Annotated in this window: 19 protein-coding genes and 1 pseudogene; 11 read left to right on the forward strand and 9 right to left on the reverse strand. The window is 62.3% G+C overall.

Annotation, left to right across the window (positions count from 1 at the left end; all coding sequences use genetic code 11):
• Window positions 1–8: 8 nt before the first annotated feature.
• Entirely contained in the window at window positions 9–848 is an 840-nt protein-coding gene (locus NKH05_RS26605) for an alkaline phosphatase family protein (RefSeq protein WP_023718089.1), read from the forward strand.
• Between the two features lie 81 nt (window positions 849–929).
• On the opposite strand, the gene NKH05_RS26610 is transcribed toward NKH05_RS26605, so the two are convergent.
• Window positions 930–1934: a zinc-dependent alcohol dehydrogenase family protein gene (locus NKH05_RS26610; RefSeq protein WP_352547952.1), complete on the reverse strand. Its 1005-nt coding sequence runs from the start codon at window positions 1932–1934 to the stop codon at window positions 930–932.
• Window positions 1935–2536: 602 nt separating this feature from the next.
• Window positions 2537–2953 (reverse strand): NUDIX hydrolase, encoded by a 417-nt coding sequence (locus NKH05_RS26615; protein WP_031193706.1) that lies wholly within the window; start codon window positions 2951–2953, stop codon window positions 2537–2539.
• A 192-nt stretch (window positions 2954–3145) separates the two neighbouring features.
• Between NKH05_RS26615 and NKH05_RS26620 the strand changes: the two genes are divergently transcribed.
• The 4 genes from NKH05_RS26620 to NKH05_RS26635 all read left to right on the forward strand — a co-directional run bounded on the left by NKH05_RS26620 (window position 3146) and on the right by NKH05_RS26635 (window position 6440).
• Entirely contained in the window at window positions 3146–3709 is a 564-nt protein-coding gene (locus NKH05_RS26620) for a sigma-70 family RNA polymerase sigma factor (RefSeq protein WP_352484364.1), read from the forward strand.
• On the forward strand, window positions 3706–4374 hold the full coding sequence (locus tag NKH05_RS26625) for an anti-sigma factor (RefSeq protein WP_352484363.1): 669 nt from the start codon (window positions 3706–3708) through the stop codon (window positions 4372–4374). The genes NKH05_RS26620 and NKH05_RS26625 overlap by 4 nt, the downstream gene beginning before the upstream one ends.
• Window positions 4364–5821, forward strand: a complete 1458-nt coding sequence (locus tag NKH05_RS26630) for a S8 family serine peptidase (RefSeq protein WP_023718346.1) — start codon at window positions 4364–4366, stop codon at window positions 5819–5821. Before NKH05_RS26625 ends, NKH05_RS26630 begins: the two co-directional genes overlap by 11 nt.
• A 184-nt stretch (window positions 5822–6005) precedes the next feature.
• A complete protein-coding gene (locus NKH05_RS26635) occupies window positions 6006–6440 on the forward strand; it encodes a YybH family protein (RefSeq protein WP_023718345.1) in 435 nt (144 codons plus the stop codon).
• 302 nt (window positions 6441–6742) lie between these two features.
• On the opposite strand, the pseudogene NKH05_RS26640 reads toward NKH05_RS26635, so the two are convergent.
• Window positions 6743–7232: pseudogene (locus NKH05_RS26640) on the reverse strand (DUF8737 domain-containing protein).
• Window positions 7233–7313: 81 nt separating this feature from the next.
• On the opposite strand from NKH05_RS26640, the gene NKH05_RS26645 reads away from it, so the two are divergent.
• A complete protein-coding gene (locus NKH05_RS26645) occupies window positions 7314–8222 on the forward strand; it encodes a LysR family transcriptional regulator (protein WP_023718344.1) in 909 nt (302 codons plus the stop codon).
• A 72-nt stretch (window positions 8223–8294) separates the two neighbouring features.
• Here NKH05_RS26645 and NKH05_RS26650 read toward each other — a convergent pair whose 3' ends face one another.
• Window positions 8295–9317, reverse strand: coding sequence for a substrate-binding domain-containing protein (locus NKH05_RS26650; RefSeq protein WP_023718343.1), 1023 nt, complete (start codon window positions 9315–9317; stop codon window positions 8295–8297).
• 363 nt (window positions 9318–9680) lie between these two features.
• Here NKH05_RS26650 and NKH05_RS26655 point away from each other — a divergent pair, with 363 nt between their 5' ends.
• From NKH05_RS26655 to NKH05_RS26675, 5 genes are all read left to right on the forward strand, one after another.
• A complete protein-coding gene (locus NKH05_RS26655) occupies window positions 9681–11036 on the forward strand; it encodes an ABC transporter substrate-binding protein (RefSeq protein WP_352495220.1) in 1356 nt (451 codons plus the stop codon).
• Between the two features lie 227 nt (window positions 11037–11263).
• Window positions 11264–12277, forward strand: coding sequence for a carbohydrate ABC transporter permease (locus tag NKH05_RS26660; protein ID WP_352640567.1), 1014 nt, complete (start codon window positions 11264–11266; stop codon window positions 12275–12277).
• Window position 12278: 1 nt separating this feature from the next.
• Window positions 12279–13433: a carbohydrate ABC transporter permease gene (locus NKH05_RS26665; RefSeq protein WP_023718340.1), complete on the forward strand. Its 1155-nt coding sequence runs from the start codon at window positions 12279–12281 to the stop codon at window positions 13431–13433.
• Window positions 13434–13437: 4 nt separating this feature from the next.
• Entirely contained in the window at window positions 13438–15102 is a 1665-nt protein-coding gene (gene bglA / locus NKH05_RS26670) for a beta-galactosidase BglA (RefSeq protein WP_352855789.1), read from the forward strand.
• A 25-nt stretch (window positions 15103–15127) separates the two neighbouring features.
• Window positions 15128–16240, forward strand: coding sequence for an ABC transporter ATP-binding protein (locus NKH05_RS26675; RefSeq protein WP_023718338.1), 1113 nt, complete (start codon window positions 15128–15130; stop codon window positions 16238–16240).
• A gap of 182 nt (window positions 16241–16422) precedes the next feature.
• Here NKH05_RS26675 and NKH05_RS26680 read toward each other — a convergent pair whose 3' ends face one another.
• From NKH05_RS26680 to NKH05_RS26700, 5 genes are all read right to left on the reverse strand, one after another.
• A complete protein-coding gene (locus NKH05_RS26680; protein ID WP_023718337.1) occupies window positions 16423–16662 on the reverse strand; it encodes a DUF680 domain-containing protein in 240 nt (79 codons plus the stop codon).
• 67 nt (window positions 16663–16729) lie between these two features.
• On the reverse strand, window positions 16730–16936 hold the full coding sequence (locus tag NKH05_RS26685; protein WP_353026420.1) for a DUF680 domain-containing protein: 207 nt from the start codon (window positions 16934–16936) through the stop codon (window positions 16730–16732).
• A 71-nt stretch (window positions 16937–17007) separates the two neighbouring features.
• Window positions 17008–17211, reverse strand: a complete 204-nt coding sequence (locus NKH05_RS26690) for a DUF680 domain-containing protein (protein WP_023718335.1) — start codon at window positions 17209–17211, stop codon at window positions 17008–17010.
• 442 nt (window positions 17212–17653) lie between these two features.
• Entirely contained in the window at window positions 17654–18400 is a 747-nt protein-coding gene (locus tag NKH05_RS26695; RefSeq protein ID WP_353026422.1) for an FAD-binding oxidoreductase, read from the reverse strand.
• On the reverse strand, window positions 18397–19008 hold the full coding sequence (locus tag NKH05_RS26700; RefSeq protein ID WP_352817125.1) for a molybdopterin-dependent oxidoreductase: 612 nt from the start codon (window positions 19006–19008) through the stop codon (window positions 18397–18399). Before NKH05_RS26700 ends, NKH05_RS26695 begins: the two co-directional genes overlap by 4 nt.
• Between the last annotated feature and the right edge of the window lie 35 nt (window positions 19009–19043).

A 19043-nucleotide genomic window follows, 5' to 3' on the forward strand; every position in this document is an offset into this window, starting at 1 on the left:
ACACTCCCGTGGCGCTCAAGACAAAACTTTTGGTCATCATCCTCGACGGCGTGCCTTACCGGAACTGGCGGCGGCTGATGGGCAATCTCGAAGGCTGGGTGCAATCAGGCGAAGCCCGCGTATGGAAAATGCGCTCCGTCCTGCCGTCGACCTCGGCATCCTGCTACGCCTCGATCCACACCGGCGTGCCGCCCCAAGTGCACGGTATCCTGTCGAACGAGAACCGGTTTCGCGTCGAACAGCCTGATATTTTTTCCGAAGTCAGCAGGGCCGGCGGCAAGACGGGTGCGGTCACCCATTCCTACTGGTCCGAATTCTTCCGGGCCTATCCGTTCGACCTGGTCGAGGACATGGAGTTCGACGAGCCGGGCGGGCCGATCGGCCACGGCCGGTTCCACACCATGACCGGCTATAATGCCAGGAACCAGATGACGCCGAGCGACGTCGACCTGTTCGCTACCTTGACCATGCTGACCAGGCGCTACGGCATCGACTACGGCATCCTGCACAGCTGCACGCTGGACTCGATGGGCCACCGCTTCGGCCATGACTGCCATGAGATGGATCATGCCGTCTATGCAATGGACGCCATGCTCGCCGGCTTCCTGCCGCGCTGGCGGGAGGCCGGCTACGAGGTGATCGTCACCGCCGATCATGGCCAGACCGATCGCGGCCATCATGGCGGCCACGACGAGGAGATGCAGGATTTCGCACTTTACTACTTCGGATCCGGCGAGGGTCCGGAAGCCAAGACGCTGCTCGATCAGCTGCAGCTCGCGCCAACGGTGCTTGCGCGCCTCGGCGTGCCGGTGCCGGCGACGATGAAGGCAAAGCCATTTCTCGACTGATTGGTGCCTGGCCTGCTTTGCTTGCGGAGAACATAAAGCCGGTCGAAATGCGCGACGCCAAATGGAGGCCAGATACAGGAGTCAAAGTTCGAGACAGACCTTGCCAAAATGCTTTTGGGACTCGTAGTGCTTGAAGGCATTGGCGATCTCCTGCAGGGGAAAACCGCGGTCGATCGCAGGCTTCAAACGGTTGGCCTCTATGGCACGGATCATGTCGTTCTGGTCTGCCCTGCTGCCAATCGAGATTCCGCTGATCCTGATCTGATTGGAAAACAGGGCCGGGATCGAAACTTGCCCGGCAAAACCAGTCAAGACACCGATCAGTGCGATGTGGCCGCCCATCCTGCAAGCTGTTATCGACTGCGCCAATGTGCCGGGCCCGCCAACCTCGATCACATGATCGACGCCGCGTCCGTCCGTCAATACCCTTGCCTTCTGGCCCCAATCCGGCACCGCCTTGTAATTGACGACAATGTCGGCTCCAAATCGCTTTAACTTTTCCAGCTTCTCCTCCGATGAGGAGGTGGCAATAACCCGAGCGCCTGCAATTTTTGCGAATTGCAGCGCGAACAGCGATACACTTCCCGTGCCAAGGACCAGCACCGTATCACCAGGCTTCACCTGGCCGCACACCATCAGGGCTTTCCAGGCGGTGACGCCGGCACAAGTAAGCGTTGCCGCCTCCACATGCGTGAAGTCTGCCGGTGCCCTTGTGAAGGCATGCCAGGGCATGCACACATACTCGCGGGCATAGCCGTCAACATCATCTCCCAATTCGCCCTTCTTATTGGCTGGCGTCGGTTCGCCTGCCAGCCAATGGGGCCAATAGGTGCTGACGACGGCATCTCCGACCTTGAATTCTTGGACATCGTCTGAGACCGCAACCACCTCTCCGGCGCCATCGGACAGCGGGATACGGCCATCGGCGCACGGTTTCTTTCCCAGCGCCACCATACTGTCGTGGAAATTCAACGAACACGCTCGTATCCTGACAAGCAACTCACCCGGCCCTGGTTCTGGGCAATCTTCCTCGACCAGCTTGAGATTTTCCAAGCCTCCCGGCGCTTTCAGCCTAATCAATCTCATGGAAAGCTCCTTCCGACCGCGCAAGGCTTCATGCGCCCCACCACTCGCGTGGACGCTTGACCGCGGCGAACACCGCCATGGGCGACTGATCCACGAGAATCGCGGCCGCAAAGCTGTTGTTGGTCATAACATTTCGTTTCTTCAGGCTGGATTGCCATTTGCGATCGGGACCTTAGTCGCCCGGCAGCGGACTGTTGAGTTACAAAACTGTCGGGAATCCCTGCACGGCGATGGCGTCCAATTACGCCTCGCCCGAGGCTGAACGACTGCACCTTACCCGATGGTTATGAGCCGCCTTGTGGCCGCCGTCATTGCGAGCCTGACGGCCGAGACAGTATCGCTAAAAAGGGGGAGAACGGTACACTCTGGCAACCTCTCCGCTCTTCGGTTAGCCTCCGCAAATATCCGGCGGAGGCGGTGAACCCTTTTTGGGCCGATCAGCGACAGATGCCCGAAGTGGAGATCGGCGGGCTGGAGAAGGCGAATCAAGGGACGGCGGATGGCAAGCGCGGGAAATTGAGCACCTAGGGATTCCCTCGCGTCACGGGAAATGCCGAGGATCGGTGCGCGGATCACGTGCGAGAACGGGTACTTTCGGGAGGTCACGTCGCGGCGAGCTTTGCGAGCCGGCGATAATCGCAATCCACCAGATTGGGGAGGCGCTGAAGTTCCTCGACATCAAACCACCGGATCTCGGTGTGTTCCTCGCAAATGTTGCTTGGATCCCCGCCTTCCCAGCCGATGACCTTGAAAACGTGGTGCAACGCCTTCCCATAGAGCTCGGGATGGCGCTCTCCAATGCACCGCATCCAACCGAAATCTGTTGGCGTCACTCCAATTTCTTCCTGAATCTCGCGAACGAGTGCCTCTTCCAGCGTCTCTCCGGCTTCAACGCGGCCGCCGATCGTGTCCCAATGCCCAGGCCACGCGCTCTTCCAGGCAGCGCGAAGACCCATCAAGACCTTCCGGTCGTGGTTCACCAGCAATGCACCGACCGTAACTGTGGGATTCCTGATCATTTGCGGAGCGTATTCGCTGCAGCGATGTTTGCAAAGGCGGCGTCTTCCCTCCCCCGCAGGGAGAAGGAGAAAGCGCACCTCTGGCAACCTCTCCGCTCTTCGGTTAGCCTCCGCAAATATCCGGCGGAGGCGGTGAACCTTTTTGGGCCGATCAGCGACAGAGCAGGCAGGAGCCAGGCGGCTCGACCGGCGATGACAGCCGCGGAGACCGATCGCGCGCTCGTCGAGCGGGTCGCGAAGGGCGACCGTGCAGCCGTGCGGCTCCTGTTCATGCGCCACCACGCGCGGGTCTACCGCTTCGTGGCACGCCAGACGGGATCGGAACTGATGGCCGACGATATCGCGAACGAGGTGTTCCTCGAGCTCTGGCGGCAGGCGCCGGCCTTCGAGGGGCGCTCGGAGGTCTCGACATGGCTGCTCGGCATTGCCCGCTTCAAGGCGCTGTCCCTGCTACGCAGGAAGAAGGAAGACTGGATCGACGACGATGACGCGGCCCAGGTCGCCGACGGTGCCGACACGCCGGAAGTCGTGACGATGAAGGAAGACAAGGCCGCTGCCTTGCGACGCTTCATCGATGCCATGCCGGAAGAGCATCGCACGGTGATCGACCTTGCCTATTATCACGGGCAATCGGTGAGCGAGATCGGCGAGGTGCTCGGTATTCCGGTCGCCACGGTCAAGACCAGGATGTTCTACGCCCGCAAGAAACTCGGCGAAGCTCTCAAGGCCGCCGGTTACGACAGGGGGTGGCCATGAGCGCCGCTGAAAAAATGTCACGCCGCGACGAAATGGAAATGCTGCTGCCGTTTTATCTGAACGGCTCGCTGGAAGGCGCCGAGCTGGAAGCCATCGAGGAATGGCTGGAGAGCGATCCGGCGGCGATGGCCGCGCTTGGCGAGGCCGAGGCCGAATTCTCCGGCACTGCTGCCGCAAACGAGGCAATCCGCCCGCCGGCCGATGCGCTCAGCCGCTTTGCCAAGGCGCTCGACGCCGAGGCCGGCCCGGCCCGCGCGCCGGCGGCGTCGCCCTGGCTGGCGCAGGCCTGGAGCCGCTTCATGGCGGTGCCGGCCGGCGTCGCCTGGGCCGCGGCCGCGGTGCTGCTGGCCCTGGTCGTCGCGCAATCCTTTGTCCAGACCGGCAGCAGAGGTGGCGACTTCAAGATTGCCGGATCGGCAGACGATCTGGCCAAAATGCCGTTTGCACTGGTGAAGTTCAAACCGGATGCGAAGCTGTCCGATATCGTCGCTTTTCTCGACCAGAACCAGTTGAAGATCGCCGGCGGGCCGACCGCCGACGGTGTCTTCCGCCTCGGCGTTCCGGCCAAGACCGCCGCCGACTATCAGAAGCTGCTTGGCCTTATTGCCGCCCAGCCTTTCACCGAAGCTGCCCTGGAGGGAAGGAAACCGGCTGATGGCGGCTAAGGCGGTCATTCGATTGACGGCGGCGATGACAATCTTCGCCACGTCCGCGATGGCGCAGACCAACGACCCGAACCTCACCCAGGCGGAGATCGACTGCCTGAACCGGGCAAGTGCCGCCGGCACCGACTGCGCCAAGGACGGCGACGACGGGAAGGATAGCGGCGGCAAAACGCCGGCTAAGGCTTCAACGGTGAGTGCCGTGTTTCTTCCCGCGCTGATCGTCGACTTGTTCCCCAATCCTACCCTAGTCACCGAGGCGCCGATACCTCCCGGCAATACCGCGGCCCCGCCGACCGCTCCGCCTTCGGGCCTGCCGGCAATACCGGCGGCCGCGCCGGGCGGTCCGATCGTAGCACCCACCGATCTTGTCGCAACCGAGCCGCCGCGCGCCGTGATCGGCGATTTCGTGCCCGACGAGGTGCTGGTCACGGTCAATGGCGATGCCGGCGCGGTCCAGCAGATCGCCGCCTCGTTCGGCCTCGAAATACGCTCGCAGCGGCAGTCGCGGCTGCTCGGCAACACGCTGGTGCGCTTCGGCATTCCCGATGGCCGCCCAGTCGGCGTCGTGCTGGCGCAGCTTGCCGCCGACGGCCGCACTTTGCGGCGTGAGGCCAACCACGTCTATTCGCTGCAGCAGGCGGCCAGCATCGTCAATTATGCGTTCGAGCGCATCGCGCTCGACGCCAAGGAAGCCAGCGGCGAGAATGTCCGCGTCGGCGTCATCGACACCGGCATCGACGACAGCAATCCCGCGCTCTCCGGTGTCATCGCCGAGCAGTTCGATGCCATGCCCGACGTGCCGATCAAGGCACGCGACCACGGTACTTCGGTCGATGGACTGATCGCCGGCACCGGCGCGTTCAAAGGCATGGCGCCGGGCGCCAGGATCTATCACGCCCGCGCCTTCGAGGGCGGCAAGTCGACCATGGACGTCATCCTTTCGGCGCTCGACTGGGCGGCGGAGCAGGATGTCCGTATCATCAATATGAGCTTCGTCGGCCCGAAGAACGACCTGCTCGGCATCGCCTGCCGCAATGCGCGCGCGCTCGGCATCGTGCTGGTCGCCGCCGCCGGCAATAACGGGCCGAAGGCGCCCTATGGTTATCCGGCCGCCTTCGACGGCGTGATCGCGGTGACGGCCACCGATGCCAAGGACGGGCTGATGCCGCAGGCCAATCGCGGCGCCTACGTCTTCATCTCCGCTCCCGGCGTCGAGATGGTGGCGCCAAGCGGCGCCGGCTCGGATGTGGTGACCGGGACGTCCTTTGCAGCGGCGATCGTGACCGGCGCGGTCGCCAACCTGTTGCATGCCGCGCCCGACCGTTCGGCCGACTGGGTCGAGAAAGCACTGGCCGCCACGGCAAAGGATCTCGGCCCCAAGGGGCGGGACAATGATTTCGGCTTTGGGCTGCTGGACACCAAGGCGGCCGAGGCGGCCAAGGACTAAGTCTCGTGTTTGAACCGAGCCGTCTCATAACGCTGTCGCGAAACTTGTCTCACGCCGTGCTATAATGACCAAGCCAACCTGCACTACGCCGCCGTAGGGAAAATGCTTCACCGCTGCGGGCGCACAGAATGTAGACCTGTGGTCGCCAGTCCGGATCAGAAATAAAAACGACAGGGAGGATGACGTGTCCCTCGACGCCAGTGGCTTCGATCAAGCAGTTGAAGAATACCACCTGGCTCTGGATGAGTTCATGAAAGGAAACCCCGCGCCAGCGAAGAAGCTCTTTTCCCAACGAGACGATGTAACACTGGGCAATCCCTTTGGCCCTTTCGCTCATGGATGGAAGCAGGTCGTTGAGACGATGGAGCAGGCGGCATCGAACTACAGGGACGGCGACGCTAGCGGCTTCGAGAACATAGCGAAGTGTGTGACGTCTGAGCTGGCATACATCGTCGAAGTGGAGCGGCTCAGGTCCAAGGTTGGCGGTCGGAGCGATGTCACGCCTCTTGCGTTACGCGCGACGAGCGTCTTTCGCCCAGAAGATGGTCTGTGGAAGATTGTGCATCGTCATGCCGATCCGATAACGACGGCTCAGCCGGCCGATTCGGTACTCCGATAGCGGTTGTGGTATTGGGGAAGCGATCGATCTCCTTTGCTGCTGCAGCGCGGCTATTCTTCAGTCCGTTTTCTGCTAAGGGTTGGCCAGCGTCATCGGGCTCGCAGGGTCGGACGGCCGCTCTGGGTCGAACTCGGTCGCCGGGAGTGATCGAGTTTTGACCTTTACATCGGCGCGCCGGCCCTGGATGCCCTGACCACTGGTCGAACGGCCAGACCTCGCCGCGCGCGGCCTGCTCCGGCCGGAGATTCGCGACGCCAGCCGTTCGGCAATGCGCGCCGGCCAGGCGGATCGACTACGATGGCTTAAGTCGCGTTTTGCCGAGGACGCGCCAGAAAATAGAATGCGGCGATGTGCGTTATCATCAAGTACGTAGATGATCGGGATCGCGTAGGTTGCGCCCAGTTCCCCCGCGCGTGCAGGAAGGCCGATCTGAATGGCGTGGTAATAGTCGACGATGAGGTCGACCGTCCCTACGACGTTGAAGGCGACGACCAACGGCCAGAAGAGCGGGCGTATCCTCACTGTGAGCAGCGCCAGCATGGCCAGCACGCCAGTCGCGAAATCGCCGTAGGCGGCAAACACGGCGAAATCGGCGGGCAGATTGGGGCTTACGACGCCCGGAACGATGAAGACGAGCCCGAAGAAGCGGAAGCTGTGCAGCGTAGCGATAGCACGTTGCGCTGCGACCCGGTCCATCGACCTGAGCCACGGCAAACCGTATGCGCCGAAGCAAAGCAGCCACGCGACATAGCCGAGAACAAGATGGGTTTGGAACACTATTTCCGTGGACATTTGGCCTTCTCTCAACAGTTGATTCACGCGGCTTTAAGCCCGCTACCGCAATTCGACTATCCGGTGTAATCACAACAACCTATGAAGCAGAACTACACAGTCCGACATGGTGCGCTGGAGGGCGTCGAGGCGTTCCTGGCCGTCGCCAGGCGCCGCAACTTCCGCCGTGCTGCCGCCGATCTCGGCGTGACGCCGTCCGCTGTGAGCCAAGCGGTGCGCGCGCTGGAAGCTCGCCTGGGTACGGCGCTGTTCGTCCGCACGACGCGGAGCGTCGGTTTAACCGAGCCTGGCCAGCGGTTCCTCGACCGTGCCGGCCCTGCATTCGAAGAGCTCGTCGCGGCCGGCGAGGCTGCCCGCGATATCGGCCAACGGCCGACCGGTCTGCTGCGTCTGTCTGTGCCCCGCGCCATCGTGCCATTGATGTTGGAGCCGGTGCTCGCGTCGTTCTGCCAAGCCTATCCTGAGATCGAACTGGAGATCGCCGTGAGCGACCAGATGGTTGATCTGGCGACCGGCGGGTTCGATGCCGGCATCCGCCTCGGCCAGTTCATCGCCGCCGACATGGTCGCGGTGCGGCTGACTCCGCCGTTCTCGTTCGTGGTCGTCGGCAGCCCTGATTATCTCGAGCGCCACGGCCGTCCCGAGCGTGTCGAGGACTTGCGCCGCCACGCCTGCTTACGCTTGCGCCGCTCGAATGGCGCGATCGCGCCCTGGTCCTTCGTCGACGGCAATGGCGCGATCGAAGCGATCGTCTCAGGCCCGCTGATCGCGCACGACTATTCGACATTGGTCGGGGCTGCGACGCGGGGCGTTGGGCTGGCGCAGACACCACGACCACTCGCCGAAGGTCTGATAGAAGAAGGAAAACTCAAGTCGGTGCTGGACAGCATCGCCACGACGACGCCGGGTGTCTTCCTCTATCATCCAGGCAAGCGCCAAGTCCTGCCGAAGCTGCGCGCCTTCATCGATCACCTCAAATCTGCGGCCTGACACCAGGACGCACTCGCTGGTGCTGGCCAACAGCCGCCAAGAGTCGACCTCGGCCGTTCAGAGTGATTGCCTCTAGGCCGGTGCGCCGGCGACCGATCCCCTGACCACCAGGTCGACCGGCCAGACCTCGCCGCGAGCCCCCTCCTCCAGGCCGGAAATCCGCGCCGCCAGCCGTTCGGCGATGCGCGCGCCGGCCAGGCGGATCGACGAACGCGTCGTCGACAGCGGCACCGAAAAATTCTCCGGCTTCAGCCAGGGAAAGACGTCGTCATGGGCGATCAGCGACAGGTCGCCCGGAATGGTCAGGCCGAGATCGCGCACCGCGCGCACCACGCCGAGCGCCATGATCAGGCTGGAGCAGGCGATCGCCGTCGGCGCGTCGCTTTGTTCCAGCAAGCGCCGGGCAGCGCGGTAGCCATTCTCCTCGGTCATGGTGAGGGAACAGACATGCTGATCACCAAGCACCAGGCCGCTTGCCGCTAGCGCGCGCCGAACGCCGCGCTCGCGGTGGATGGCGAAGGTCTCGCGATCGTCGCCATTGATCAGCGCCAGACGCCTGTGACCGAGCTGGACGAGAAGCCGCGCCGCCTCGTGGAAGGCGCCCTCATTGTCGATGTCGGTGAAGGGATAGTGGAAATCGAAGCCTTCGCTGCGGCCATGGACGATGAAAGGAATGCCGAGCGTATTGACCAGCGCCACCCGGCGGTCGGCCGGCCTCGGCGACGAGATATAGACCGCGTCGACCTGCCGGTTGGCGACAATACGGCGGTAGGTCGTCTCCTGGTCGTCGGCATCGGCCGGTGACAGCACCAGGTCGAGCTCGTGCGAACGCGCATAGTCGCCGAGGCCGGACAGGAACTCGACGAAATGCGGGTCGATGTCGACGGTCGTCCCCGTCGGCAGCACATAGCCGATCATGCCGGTCTTGCCGGTCGCCAGCCGGCGCGCGCTCGGATTGGGGCGATAGCCGTGACGCTTGGCGGCATCGACCACCCGCCGGCGCGTTTCCTCGTTGACTTCCGGGTAGCCGTTCAATGCGCGGCTGACCGTGGTCTGCGAAAGCGCCAGCATGTGGGAGAGCTGCTTGAGGTTCACCGGAGGCCTCCAAAACCTCAAAGCGCTTTTAATCTGAATCGAGCTGGCCGCTACGAACCGCCTTGCCGAGCGCAATGACCATACGCACGGTTCAGACCGGTTTGAAGCCGAATTTGCTGCTGCACCGCCAGAAAACTGTGCTGCAGCGCACTTTCGCTGGCACTCGGCCGCAGAAATCAAATCGATTAGCGTGGCTTTCTCTTGACTCCGGATCAATTCAGTGGCGTGATCAAAATCACCAAAGCGCTTTGGAAGACTCTACGAAAGGTTGCAGTTCCTTTCCGACTGAGTCACAGTCCTGCAGCGCCGCCGGACGGAATGGAGGTTTCGTTCGGTGTTTGTCACCACTGGGAGGGAATACCGATGAAGAAAATGCTTCTGCTGGGCGCTGCGTTTGCCACGCTCGCCCTGGCCATGCCGGCGCAAGCCGAACTGAAGTTCAAGCCGGGCGAAGATCCCCGTTTCAACTGGGCCAACTACGAGGAGCTCAAGAAGGTCGACCTCAAGGGCGAGACGCTGACGATCTTCGGACCGTGGCGCGGCGAGGACGAAGGGCTTGTCCGCACCGTTCTCGATTATTTCTCCGAAGCCACCGGCGCCGAGATCAAGTACTCCTCGTCGGAGAATTACGAGCAGCAGATCGTCATCGACACGCAGGCCGGCAGCCCGCCCAACATCGCCGTGCTGCCGCAGCCGGGTCTGATCCAGGATCTGGCATCGAAGGGGCTTTTGACGCCGCTCGGCGACGACACCGCCACCTGGGTCAAGGACAATTACGGCGCCGGCCAATCCTGGGTCGACCTCGGCACCTTCAAGGACAAGGACGGCAAGCCCGGTTTCTTCGCGTTCCCCTACAAGGCCGACGTGAAATCGCTAGTCTGGTACTCGCCGGATAATTTCGAGGAAGCCGGCTACAAGGTGCCGAAGACGCAGGAAGAGCTTGCCGAGCTCGAAAAGAAGATCATCGCCGACGGCGGCACGCCATGGTGCATCGGGCTTGGTTCGGGCGGCGCCACCGGCTGGCCTGCGACCGACTGGGTCGAAGACATCATGCTGCGCACCCAGACGCCCGAGACCTACGACAAATGGGTGAAGAACGAAATTCCGTTCAACGATCCGGCCGTGGTCAACGCCATCGACATTTTCGGCAAGATCGCGACCGACGACAAAATGGTCGAGGGCGGTGCAAAGGCGGTTGCGGCGACCGATTTCCGCGACAGCCCGAAGGGCCTCTTCTCGGTGCCGCCAAAATGCTATCTGCACCACCAGGCATCATTCATCCCGACCTTCTTCCCGCAAGGCACCAAGATCGGCGAGGATGCCGACTTCTTCTATTACCCGCCCTACGCCTCCAAGCCCGATCTCGGCACTCCGGTGCTGGGCGCCGGCACGCTCGCCATGATCACCAAGGATAGCAAGAGTGCCCGCGCGTTCATCGAATTCCTGAAGCTGCCGCTCGCTCATGAGATCTGGATGGCGCAGGGTGGCTTCGTGACGCCGTTCAAGTCGGTCAACAAGGACGCCTATGCCAGCGACGCGCTGAAGAAGCAGGGCGAAATCCTGGCCAACGCCTCGACCTTCCGCTTCGATGGGTCCGACCTGATGCCGGGCAAGATCGGCGCCGGCGCCTTCTGGACCGGCATGATCGACCTGGTCGGCGGCAAGTCCGCCCAGGACGTCGCCACCGATATCCAGAAAAGCTGGGACGCGATCAAGTAAGCGGCCGGCTTGCGTTCCCAATGTGATGCGGTCCGGGCCTCAAACGGCCCGGACCTTATCCGGTGCTTGGCGTCGCGTCGATTGTCGTGAGCACAACGCATTCCGGCATGATGCGCGCCCAGTGACCTGCTTTTCGGCTGGTCGCGCTCCAGACAACTGAATCGGCGCATGATCCCGTCGCCAAAGCCATTCTCGACTGGCGGATCCGTGCGCAGGGGGAGGGACCCATGGCGGCTCAGATTTTTTCGGCGATATTCGTCATCATCATCGGCGTGGGCGGCTGCGTCGCCTATTTCTGGGGCGCCAACAAGGCACTCGATACGATCTTTCCGGCACGCGGCGTTTCCGGCAAGGCGGCGATTAACAATCTGCGGCGGCAGGGGGTGATCCGGCCGTGGCTGTTCGTCGGGCCGGCGATGATCATCCTCACCATCTACCTGATCTACCCGGTGGTGGAGACGCTGAGGCTGTCGTTCCTCGATCGCGGCGGCGGCCATTTCGTCGGCTTGGCCAACTATCACTGGGCGTTCGGCGACCGCGAGTTCCGCAACTCGATCCTCAACAACATCATCTGGCTGGCAGTGGTGCCGGCCGCCTGCACCTTCCTCGGGCTGATCATCGCCGTGCTCACCGACAAGATCTGGTGGGGCACCATCGCCAAGAGCCTGATCTTCCTGCCGCTGGCCATCTCCTTCGTCGGCGCCAGCGTCATCTGGAAATTCATCTACGAGTATCGCGGCGACGGCCAGACGCAGATCGGTCTGCTCAACGCCATCATCCAGTATTTCGGCGGCCAGCCGCAGGTCTGGATATCGCTGCCGTTCTGGAACAACTTCTTCCTGATGGTCATCCTGATCTGGATCCAGACCGGCTTTGCCATGGTCATCCTGTCGTCGGCCTTGCGCGGCATTCCGGAAGAGACGCTGGAAGCCGCCGTCATCGACGGCGCCAATCCTTTCCAGATCTTCTGGAAGATCATGGTGCCGCAGATCTGGGGCACCATCGCCGTAGTCTGGACCACCATCACCATCCTGGTGCTGAAGGTTTTCGACATCGTGCTGACCATGACCAACGGCCAGTGGAACAGCCAGGTGCTGGCCAATCTGATGTTCGACTGGATGTTCCGCGGCGGCGGCGATTTCGGCCGCGGCGCCACCATCGCCATCATCATCATGATCGCGGTCATTCCGATCATGGTCTGGAACATCCGCCAGGCGAACAAAGAGACGGAGGGACATTGAGATGGCCGTGGCGACCGGAAAGTCCTTTGTCAGCCGTTTCGGCGTCCATATCGCCGTCTTCATCTTCGTTGCGATCTGGACGATCCCGACGCTCGGCATCCTGGTCTCGTCGCTGCGCGACAAGGACCAGATCATCGCTTCGGGCTGGTGGAACTCGTTCACCAGTTCCAGCCAGACGGAAGCCGGACGGCTGCCGCCCGCTTCGGCGCAGGTCGAGAAGGACGGCAAGTTCGTCCTGCAAGGCAATATCTTCGGCGACGGTCCTGCCCGCAACATCAGCGCCTTCGGCGTCAAGTCGGCCGCACCGACGCAATATCCCGCCGGCACGACAGCCGATCTCGGCGACGGCGTGACCCTGCAGCTCAATGCCGACGGCAGTTTCGTCATGACCTCGCCGAAGGCTTTCGAAAGCGAACGCGGCCAGCGCGTCTATTACGCCTCGTCGGCGCCGCCGAAATTCACCACCGACAACTACGACACGGTGCTGTTTTCGGAAGGCATCGGCCGCTCCTTCATGAATTCGCTGACCGTCACCATTCCGGCGACCGTGATCCCGATCCTGATCGCCGCGTTCGCCGCCTACGCTTTGGCGTGGATGCGCTTTCCCGGCCGGGCGCTGCTCATCGCCGTCATCATCGGCCTCCTGGTCGTGCCGCTGCAGATGTCGCTGATCCCGCTGTTGAAGCTCTATAACGGCGTCGGCAGTTTCTTCGGCGTGCCGTCGAAAACCTATCTCGGCATCTGGCTGGCACATACCGGCTTCGGCCTGCCCTTCGCCATCTATCTGTTGAGGAGTTATATTGCCGGCCTGCCACGCGAGATCATGGAATCGGCGCGCATCGACGGCGCCAGCGATTTCGAGATCTTCGTCAAGATCGTGCTGCCATTGTCGTTCCCGGTGCTGGCCTCGTTCGCCATCTTCCAGTTTCTCTGGGTGTGGAACGATCTGCTGGTGGCGATGGTTTTCCTCGGTACCGAGGGCGACCAGATCGTGCTGACCGCCAAGCTCAATGCGTTGCTCGGTTCGCGCGGCGGCGACTGGGAGATCCTGACGACATCGGCCTTCGTCACCATCATCGTGCCGCTGATCGTGTTCTTCTCGCTGCAGCGCTATTTCGTCCGCGGGCTGCTTGCCGGCTCGGTGAAAGGAGGTTGAAATCATGCAATCCGCTTTGAAGGCGACCCCGAAGCCCGATCTCGCGATCGATCGCGACTGGTGGCGAGGTGCCGTGATCTACCAGATCTATCCGCGCAGCTATCAGGATTCGAACAGCGACGGCATCGGCGACCTCAGGGGCATCATCGGCCGGCTGCCCTACATCGCCTCGCTCGGTGCCGACGCCATCTGGATCTCGCCATTTTTCAAATCGCCGATGAAGGATTTCGGCTACGACGTGTCGGATTATTGCGACGTCGATCCGATGTTCGGCACGCTGGCCGACTTCGACGCGCTGACCGCAGAGGCGCACCGGCTTGGCCTCAAGGTGATGATCGACGAGGTGCTCTCGCACACCGCCGACATCCATCCATGGTTCAAGGAAAGCCGTTCGAGCCGCAGCAATCCAAAAGCCGACTGGTATGTCTGGGCGGATGCCAAGCCGGACGGCACGCCGCCCAACAACTGGCTGTCGATCTTCGGCGGCTCGGCCTGGCAGTGGGACACCAGCCGCCAGCAATATTACCTGCATAATTTCCTGGCCGAGCAGCCCGACCTCAACTTCCACAGCCGCGCGGTCCAGGACGCGCTGCTCGATGTCACCCGCTTCTGGCTGGAGCGCGGCGTCGATGGCTTTCGCCTCGATACCATCAATTTCTACTTCCACAGCCAAGGCCTGGAAGACAATCCGCCGCTGCCGCCCGAGCAGCGCAACGACCAGACGGCGCCGGCCGTCAACCCCTACAACTACCAGGACCATCTCTACGACAAGAGCCGGCCTGAAAACCTCGGCTTCCTCGAACGCTTCCGCGCCCTGCTCGACGAATATCCGGCGACGGCCGCGGTTGGCGAAGTCGGCGATTCGCAGCGTGGGCTGGAAGTGGTGGCGGCCTATACGGCAGGCGGCAAACGCGTGCATATGTGCTACTCCTTCGACTTCCTGGCGCCGGAGAAGATCAGCGCGGCAAAGGTGCGCTCGGTGCTGGAAACCTTCGGCAAGGTGGCCAGCGACGGTTGGTCGTGCTGGGCCTTCTCCAACCATGACGTGATGCGCCCTGCCTCGCGCTGGGCTGCCGGCGAGCCCGACCCGACCGCCTACCTCAAGGTCATCTCGGCGCTGCTGATGTCGTTGCGCGGCTCGGTCTGCATCTATCAGGGCGAGGAGCTCGGGCTTAGCGAGGCCGAGCTCAGCTTCGAGGATCTGCAGGACCCATACGGCATCCGCTTCTGGCCGGAATTCAAGGGCCGCGATGGCTGCCGCACGCCGATGGTTTGGGACGGCGCTGCCCGCAATGGCGGCTTCTCGACGGCAAAGCCCTGGCTGCCGGTGCCCAGCAAGCATCTTGCGCAAGCGGTCAATGTGCAGCAGGGCGACGACGGCTCGCTGCTCGAGCACTATCGGCGCTTCCTGGCTTTCCGCCGCGCCCATCCGGCGCTGGCCAAGGGCGATATCGAGTTCATCGAAAGCGAGGGCGACACCGTCGCCTTCACGCGCCGCGAAGGCAACGAGCAGATCGTCTGCGCCTTCAATCTCGGAGCAAAGCCGGCCGAGGTCGATCTCGGCGGCCGCTCACTGCAGCCCTTGCCGGGACACGGGTTTTCGGGACAGACTGGCGCCGGCACTATCCGCCTCGGCGGCTACGGCGCCTGGTTCGGGCGTATCGACTGAATTCAAGGAAGAACTGGAGGGTACCATGGCCGATGTCACGCTAAGGCAAGTGAAGAAATCATACGGCAATCTCAACATTCTGCACGGCGTCGACCTCGACATAAAGTCGGGCGAATTCATCGTCTTCGTCGGTCCGTCTGGTTGCGGCAAGTCGACCTTGCTGCGCTGCATCGCCGGGCTGGAGGAGATCACCTCAGGCGAGCTCAAGATAGACGGCGAAATCGTCAACGACGTGCCGCCGTCGAAGCGCGGCATCGCCATGGTGTTCCAGTCCTATGCGCTCTATCCGCACATGACCGTCTACGACAACATGGCGTTCTCGATGAAGATCGGCAAGGAAAGCAAGGCCGAGATCGACAAGCGGGTGCGCCAGGCGGCCGAGATCCTGCAGCTGACCAAATATCTCGACCGTCTGCCCAAGGCGATGTCGGGCGGCCAGCGCCAGCGCGTCGCTATCGGCCGCGCCATCGTGCGCAATCCCAAGGTCTTCCTGTTCGACGAGCCGCTGTCCAACCTCGACGCGGCGCTGCGCGTCGCTACCCGCATCGAGATCGCCAAGCTCAAGGAATCGATGCCGGCCACAACGATGATCTACGTCACCCACGACCAGGTCGAGGCGATGACGCTGGCCGACCGCATCGTGGTTCTGAAGGAAGGCCATATCGAACAGGTCGGCACGCCGATGGAGCTCTACAAGCGGCCCGGCAATCTGTTCGTCGCCCAGTTCATCGGCTCGCCGGCGATGAACATCCTGCCGGCAACGATCGACAAGACCGGCAACCCGACGCTCGTCAGCCATGTCGGCGGCCGCAAGGCAACGGTGCCGATCGCAACGCCTGCCTCGGCGAAAGGCGCTGCGGTGAGCTTCGGGGTGCGGCCGGAGGATCTGATGATTGCCACCGGCGCCGACTATTTGTTCGAAGGGACGGTCGATTATGTCGAGCAGCTCGGCGAGGTCCAACTCGTCTATGTCGACATCGGCCGCGCCGACCTGCCGCTGGTGACCAAGCTGCCGGGCAATGTCGAGGTCAAGCGCGGAGCGACGCTGCGGCTGACGGCGGACGCAGGCGACCTGCATATTTTCGACGCCGACGGGCGCTCTTTCGCGCTCCATGAAGCAGAAGCAAAGGCGGCTTGAAGCAGGCGTTTTTCCGCCATGCAAAGACAAGAGCGGCGGGCATGGCCCGCCGCTCTTGTTTGGAATTCCAGTTCGGCTGTTAGAGCGGTTCATCGTTTTCACGGAAACGCCGAACCGCTCTATCTCTTTGTTTTGACGCAATTCCGGACGGAAAACCGTTTCACACTTTTCCTGGAATTGCTCTAGTTGTTACCGAAGAGGTTGCGGTCGGCGCCCTGAGGCGCGGACTTGGGCACATCGCCAGACGAATTCAGCAGTTTGTAGATCGGCGAATTGCTGTCACGTACCGAAAACGTCTGCGTCTTGTCGACGTTGACGGTCGACTGCTTGTTGATGTCGGTCCCGCCAACATTGTCGTTGCGGGCATAGGCGCTGCCGGCGGCAATCAAGAGAGCGGCGGCAGTAAGAACAATCTTTTTCATTTGGGTACTCCTGGATTTTCGAATCAAGCGGCGGGCTCACCCGCCGCTTTGATGCTGGGATCGGCTATTAGTTGTTGCCGAAGAGGTTGCGGTCGGCGCCCTGGACGACCGGCTGCTTTTCAGCCTGGTCCGACGTCTTGACGGAAGCCGTGTACGAGCTATCGACGGAAGGCGCAGGCTGGTTGGCACCGTTGGAACCATAATTGTCGCTAGCGGCGAAAGCGCTGCCGGTGATGGCCAGAATGGCGGCGGCAGCAAGAACGATCTTTTTCATTTTAATACTCCTGAATTTCTCGGGTCCCGGGCGGCGGATAATGCCCGCCGCCCTGATGCTGGGATCGGCTGTTAGTTGTTGCCGAAGAGGTTACGGTCGGCGCCCTGGACAGGCTGCTCGTCAGCATGAGCCGGCTTCTGAATGGAAGCCGTGTACGAGCTGTCGACCGAAGCGGCAGGCTGGTTCGCACCCTTGGAACCAAAGTTGTCGCTGCCAGCGAAGGCGCTGCCGGTGATGGCCAAAACGGCGACGGCGGCAAGAGCGATCTTTTTCATTTTAGTACTCCAGTATCTCAGTTTTTCCGTCCGGCGAGCGGCGTGTCTTGGGAGGAATTCGCGTCGTTCGGACAGCCCCGATGTGGGAAAGCCAATGGCCAGTTTCCAATCACGAAGTTGTTTGGTGTGGACCAAGAATCTACACCTTGAAATTGTGCCAGAGATTCCCTTCGCCACAATTTTATTGCTAAATATCAAGTAGATAGCCCATAGCATCGGTCTGGCCGCAAGGTGGCTTGGAGAGGCAGCGTTCACAGCGTCCTGCACGCATTGTCAACAGAAACGAACCGTTCGGTTCGATTTTTTAAACCGATAAAAGTAGCAGCAGCGGTTGTTTGTCGAATCGTTAACCATTTCAGCCAAACGCGACCTTGCCGTTCTACCTGTTTTCGGCCCGTTTATGCCGGGCAGCGAAGACTGCAACGGAGCAAGCAGAACCGGATCAGACCCCGTAGCGTTCGGTGCGGATGAGTGCCGCCGGGACGCCGGCATCGACCAGTGCCTCGGCGGCGGCCGTCACGAATGCGTTCGAGCCGCAGACGAAGGCCAGCTTCGGCGGCGCGGGCAGCCTCGTCATGGCTTGCACCATCATCGCGGCGTCGATCCGCCGCGCATAATCCGCCGGACCGCGGGCCGGCTCGCGCGTCAGCGTCAGCACCAGGTCGAAGCCATCCCGGCGCTCGGCGAGGTCGATCAACTCGTCGCGAAAGATCACCTCGTCCCAGACCCGCGCGGAAAATACCAAGGCGGCGGCGACCAGCGACCCCCGCATCGCCCGGTGACGGACCATCGACATCAGCGGCACTACGCCCGACCCGCCGCCGACGAGCAGGAGCGGTCCGCCATCGCTGTCGGACCAGACGAAATGGCCGCCGAGCGGCCCGCGCAATTCGACGTCGTCGCCCACCGCCGCAATCTCGTGAAAGAACGGCGAGACCTCGCCGTCCTCGAGTTTTTCAATCGCCAGTTCGATGGTCTCGCCGGTCTCCGGCGCCGAGGCGATGGAATAGGAGCGGCGCGCCTGATAACCGTCAGGCGCCGTCAGCCTGACGTCGACATGCTGTCCGGCACGGTAAGCGAAGGGCCGCGATGGCTGCAGGAAAAAGCTGGTGACGCGCGGCGTGCGCTTTTGGATGCGGGTGATGGTGACTGTCTGCCAGGGCGACTGCGCCGCCGGTGCGTCGCTCATGGATCGTTCGTGTAGCGCTGCTCGCGCCACGGGTCGCCATAGATATGATAGCCTCGCAACTCCCAGAAACCCGGCTCGTCACGCTCGGTGAACTGCAGCCCGTTCAGCCATTTGGCCGATTTCCAGAAATAGAGATGTGGAACGAGCAGCCGCGCCGGCCCGCCATGATCGGGGGTGATCGGCTTGCCCTCGTAAAGCAGTGCCACCATCGCCTTGCCGCCGGTGAGATCCTTCGTCGGCACGTTGGTGGAATAGCCGTCGAAACCCAGCGCCAGCGTGAAGGCGGTGGGCGGCTCGATGCCGGCGTCGGCAAGGATGTCGTCGACCAGCACGCCCTGCCATGCCGTGTCGAACTTGGTCCATGCGGTCACGCAATGGATGTCGCGCGTCATCTTGGTCAAGGACAGCGCATTGAACTCGGCCCAGTTCCACTTCTTGATCGGCCGCGGCCCGTGCTTAAGCGTGAACGACCAATCCTCGGTGCGCACATGCGGCGTCGGGCCGGCCGACAGGACCGGGAAACCTTGCTCGAGATACTGCCCCGGCGGGATACGTGCATTCGTATCCGTCGGGGGCTTTCGTCCGGAAGAGAAGCCTCGGGTAACCATCGAGAATATCCGTTTGCGCAAGGTCCAATCGACCC

It is taken from the genome of Mesorhizobium sp. M1399 (assembly GCF_040317735.1).
In the GTDB taxonomy this organism is placed as follows: domain Bacteria; phylum Pseudomonadota; class Alphaproteobacteria; order Rhizobiales; family Rhizobiaceae; genus Mesorhizobium.

What these genes read in the sequence shown, in the direction of transcription:
- NKH05_RS26610 (WP_352547952.1), bottom strand. Translation starts at nt 1,934, where the DNA reads ATGAGATTGATTAGGCTGAAAGCGCCGGGAGGCTTGGAAAATCTCAAG.
- NKH05_RS26615 (WP_031193706.1), bottom strand. Translation starts at nt 2,953, where the DNA reads ATGATCAGGAATCCCACAGTTACGGTCGGTGCATTGCTGGTGAACCAC.
- NKH05_RS26620 (WP_352484364.1), top strand. Translation starts at nt 3,146, where the DNA reads ATGACAGCCGCGGAGACCGATCGCGCGCTCGTCGAGCGGGTCGCGAAG.
- NKH05_RS26625 (WP_352484363.1), top strand. Translation starts at nt 3,706, where the DNA reads ATGAGCGCCGCTGAAAAAATGTCACGCCGCGACGAAATGGAAATGCTG.
- NKH05_RS26630 (WP_023718346.1), top strand. Translation starts at nt 4,364, where the DNA reads ATGGCGGCTAAGGCGGTCATTCGATTGACGGCGGCGATGACAATCTTC.
- NKH05_RS26645 (WP_023718344.1), top strand. Translation starts at nt 7,314, where the DNA reads ATGAAGCAGAACTACACAGTCCGACATGGTGCGCTGGAGGGCGTCGAG.
- NKH05_RS26655 (WP_352495220.1), top strand. Translation starts at nt 9,681, where the DNA reads ATGAAGAAAATGCTTCTGCTGGGCGCTGCGTTTGCCACGCTCGCCCTG.
- NKH05_RS26660 (WP_352640567.1), top strand. Translation starts at nt 11,264, where the DNA reads ATGGCGGCTCAGATTTTTTCGGCGATATTCGTCATCATCATCGGCGTG.
- NKH05_RS26665 (WP_023718340.1), top strand. Translation starts at nt 12,279, where the DNA reads ATGGCCGTGGCGACCGGAAAGTCCTTTGTCAGCCGTTTCGGCGTCCAT.
- bglA (WP_352855789.1), top strand. Translation starts at nt 13,438, where the DNA reads ATGCAATCCGCTTTGAAGGCGACCCCGAAGCCCGATCTCGCGATCGAT.
- NKH05_RS26675 (WP_023718338.1), top strand. Translation starts at nt 15,128, where the DNA reads ATGGCCGATGTCACGCTAAGGCAAGTGAAGAAATCATACGGCAATCTC.
- NKH05_RS26680 (WP_023718337.1), bottom strand. Translation starts at nt 16,662, where the DNA reads ATGAAAAAGATTGTTCTTACTGCCGCCGCTCTCTTGATTGCCGCCGGC.
- NKH05_RS26685 (WP_353026420.1), bottom strand. Translation starts at nt 16,936, where the DNA reads ATGAAAAAGATCGTTCTTGCTGCCGCCGCCATTCTGGCCATCACCGGC.
- NKH05_RS26690 (WP_023718335.1), bottom strand. Translation starts at nt 17,211, where the DNA reads ATGAAAAAGATCGCTCTTGCCGCCGTCGCCGTTTTGGCCATCACCGGC.
- NKH05_RS26695 (WP_353026422.1), bottom strand. Translation starts at nt 18,400, where the DNA reads ATGAGCGACGCACCGGCGGCGCAGTCGCCCTGGCAGACAGTCACCATC.
- NKH05_RS26700 (WP_352817125.1), bottom strand. Translation starts at nt 19,008, where the DNA reads ATGGTTACCCGAGGCTTCTCTTCCGGACGAAAGCCCCCGACGGATACG.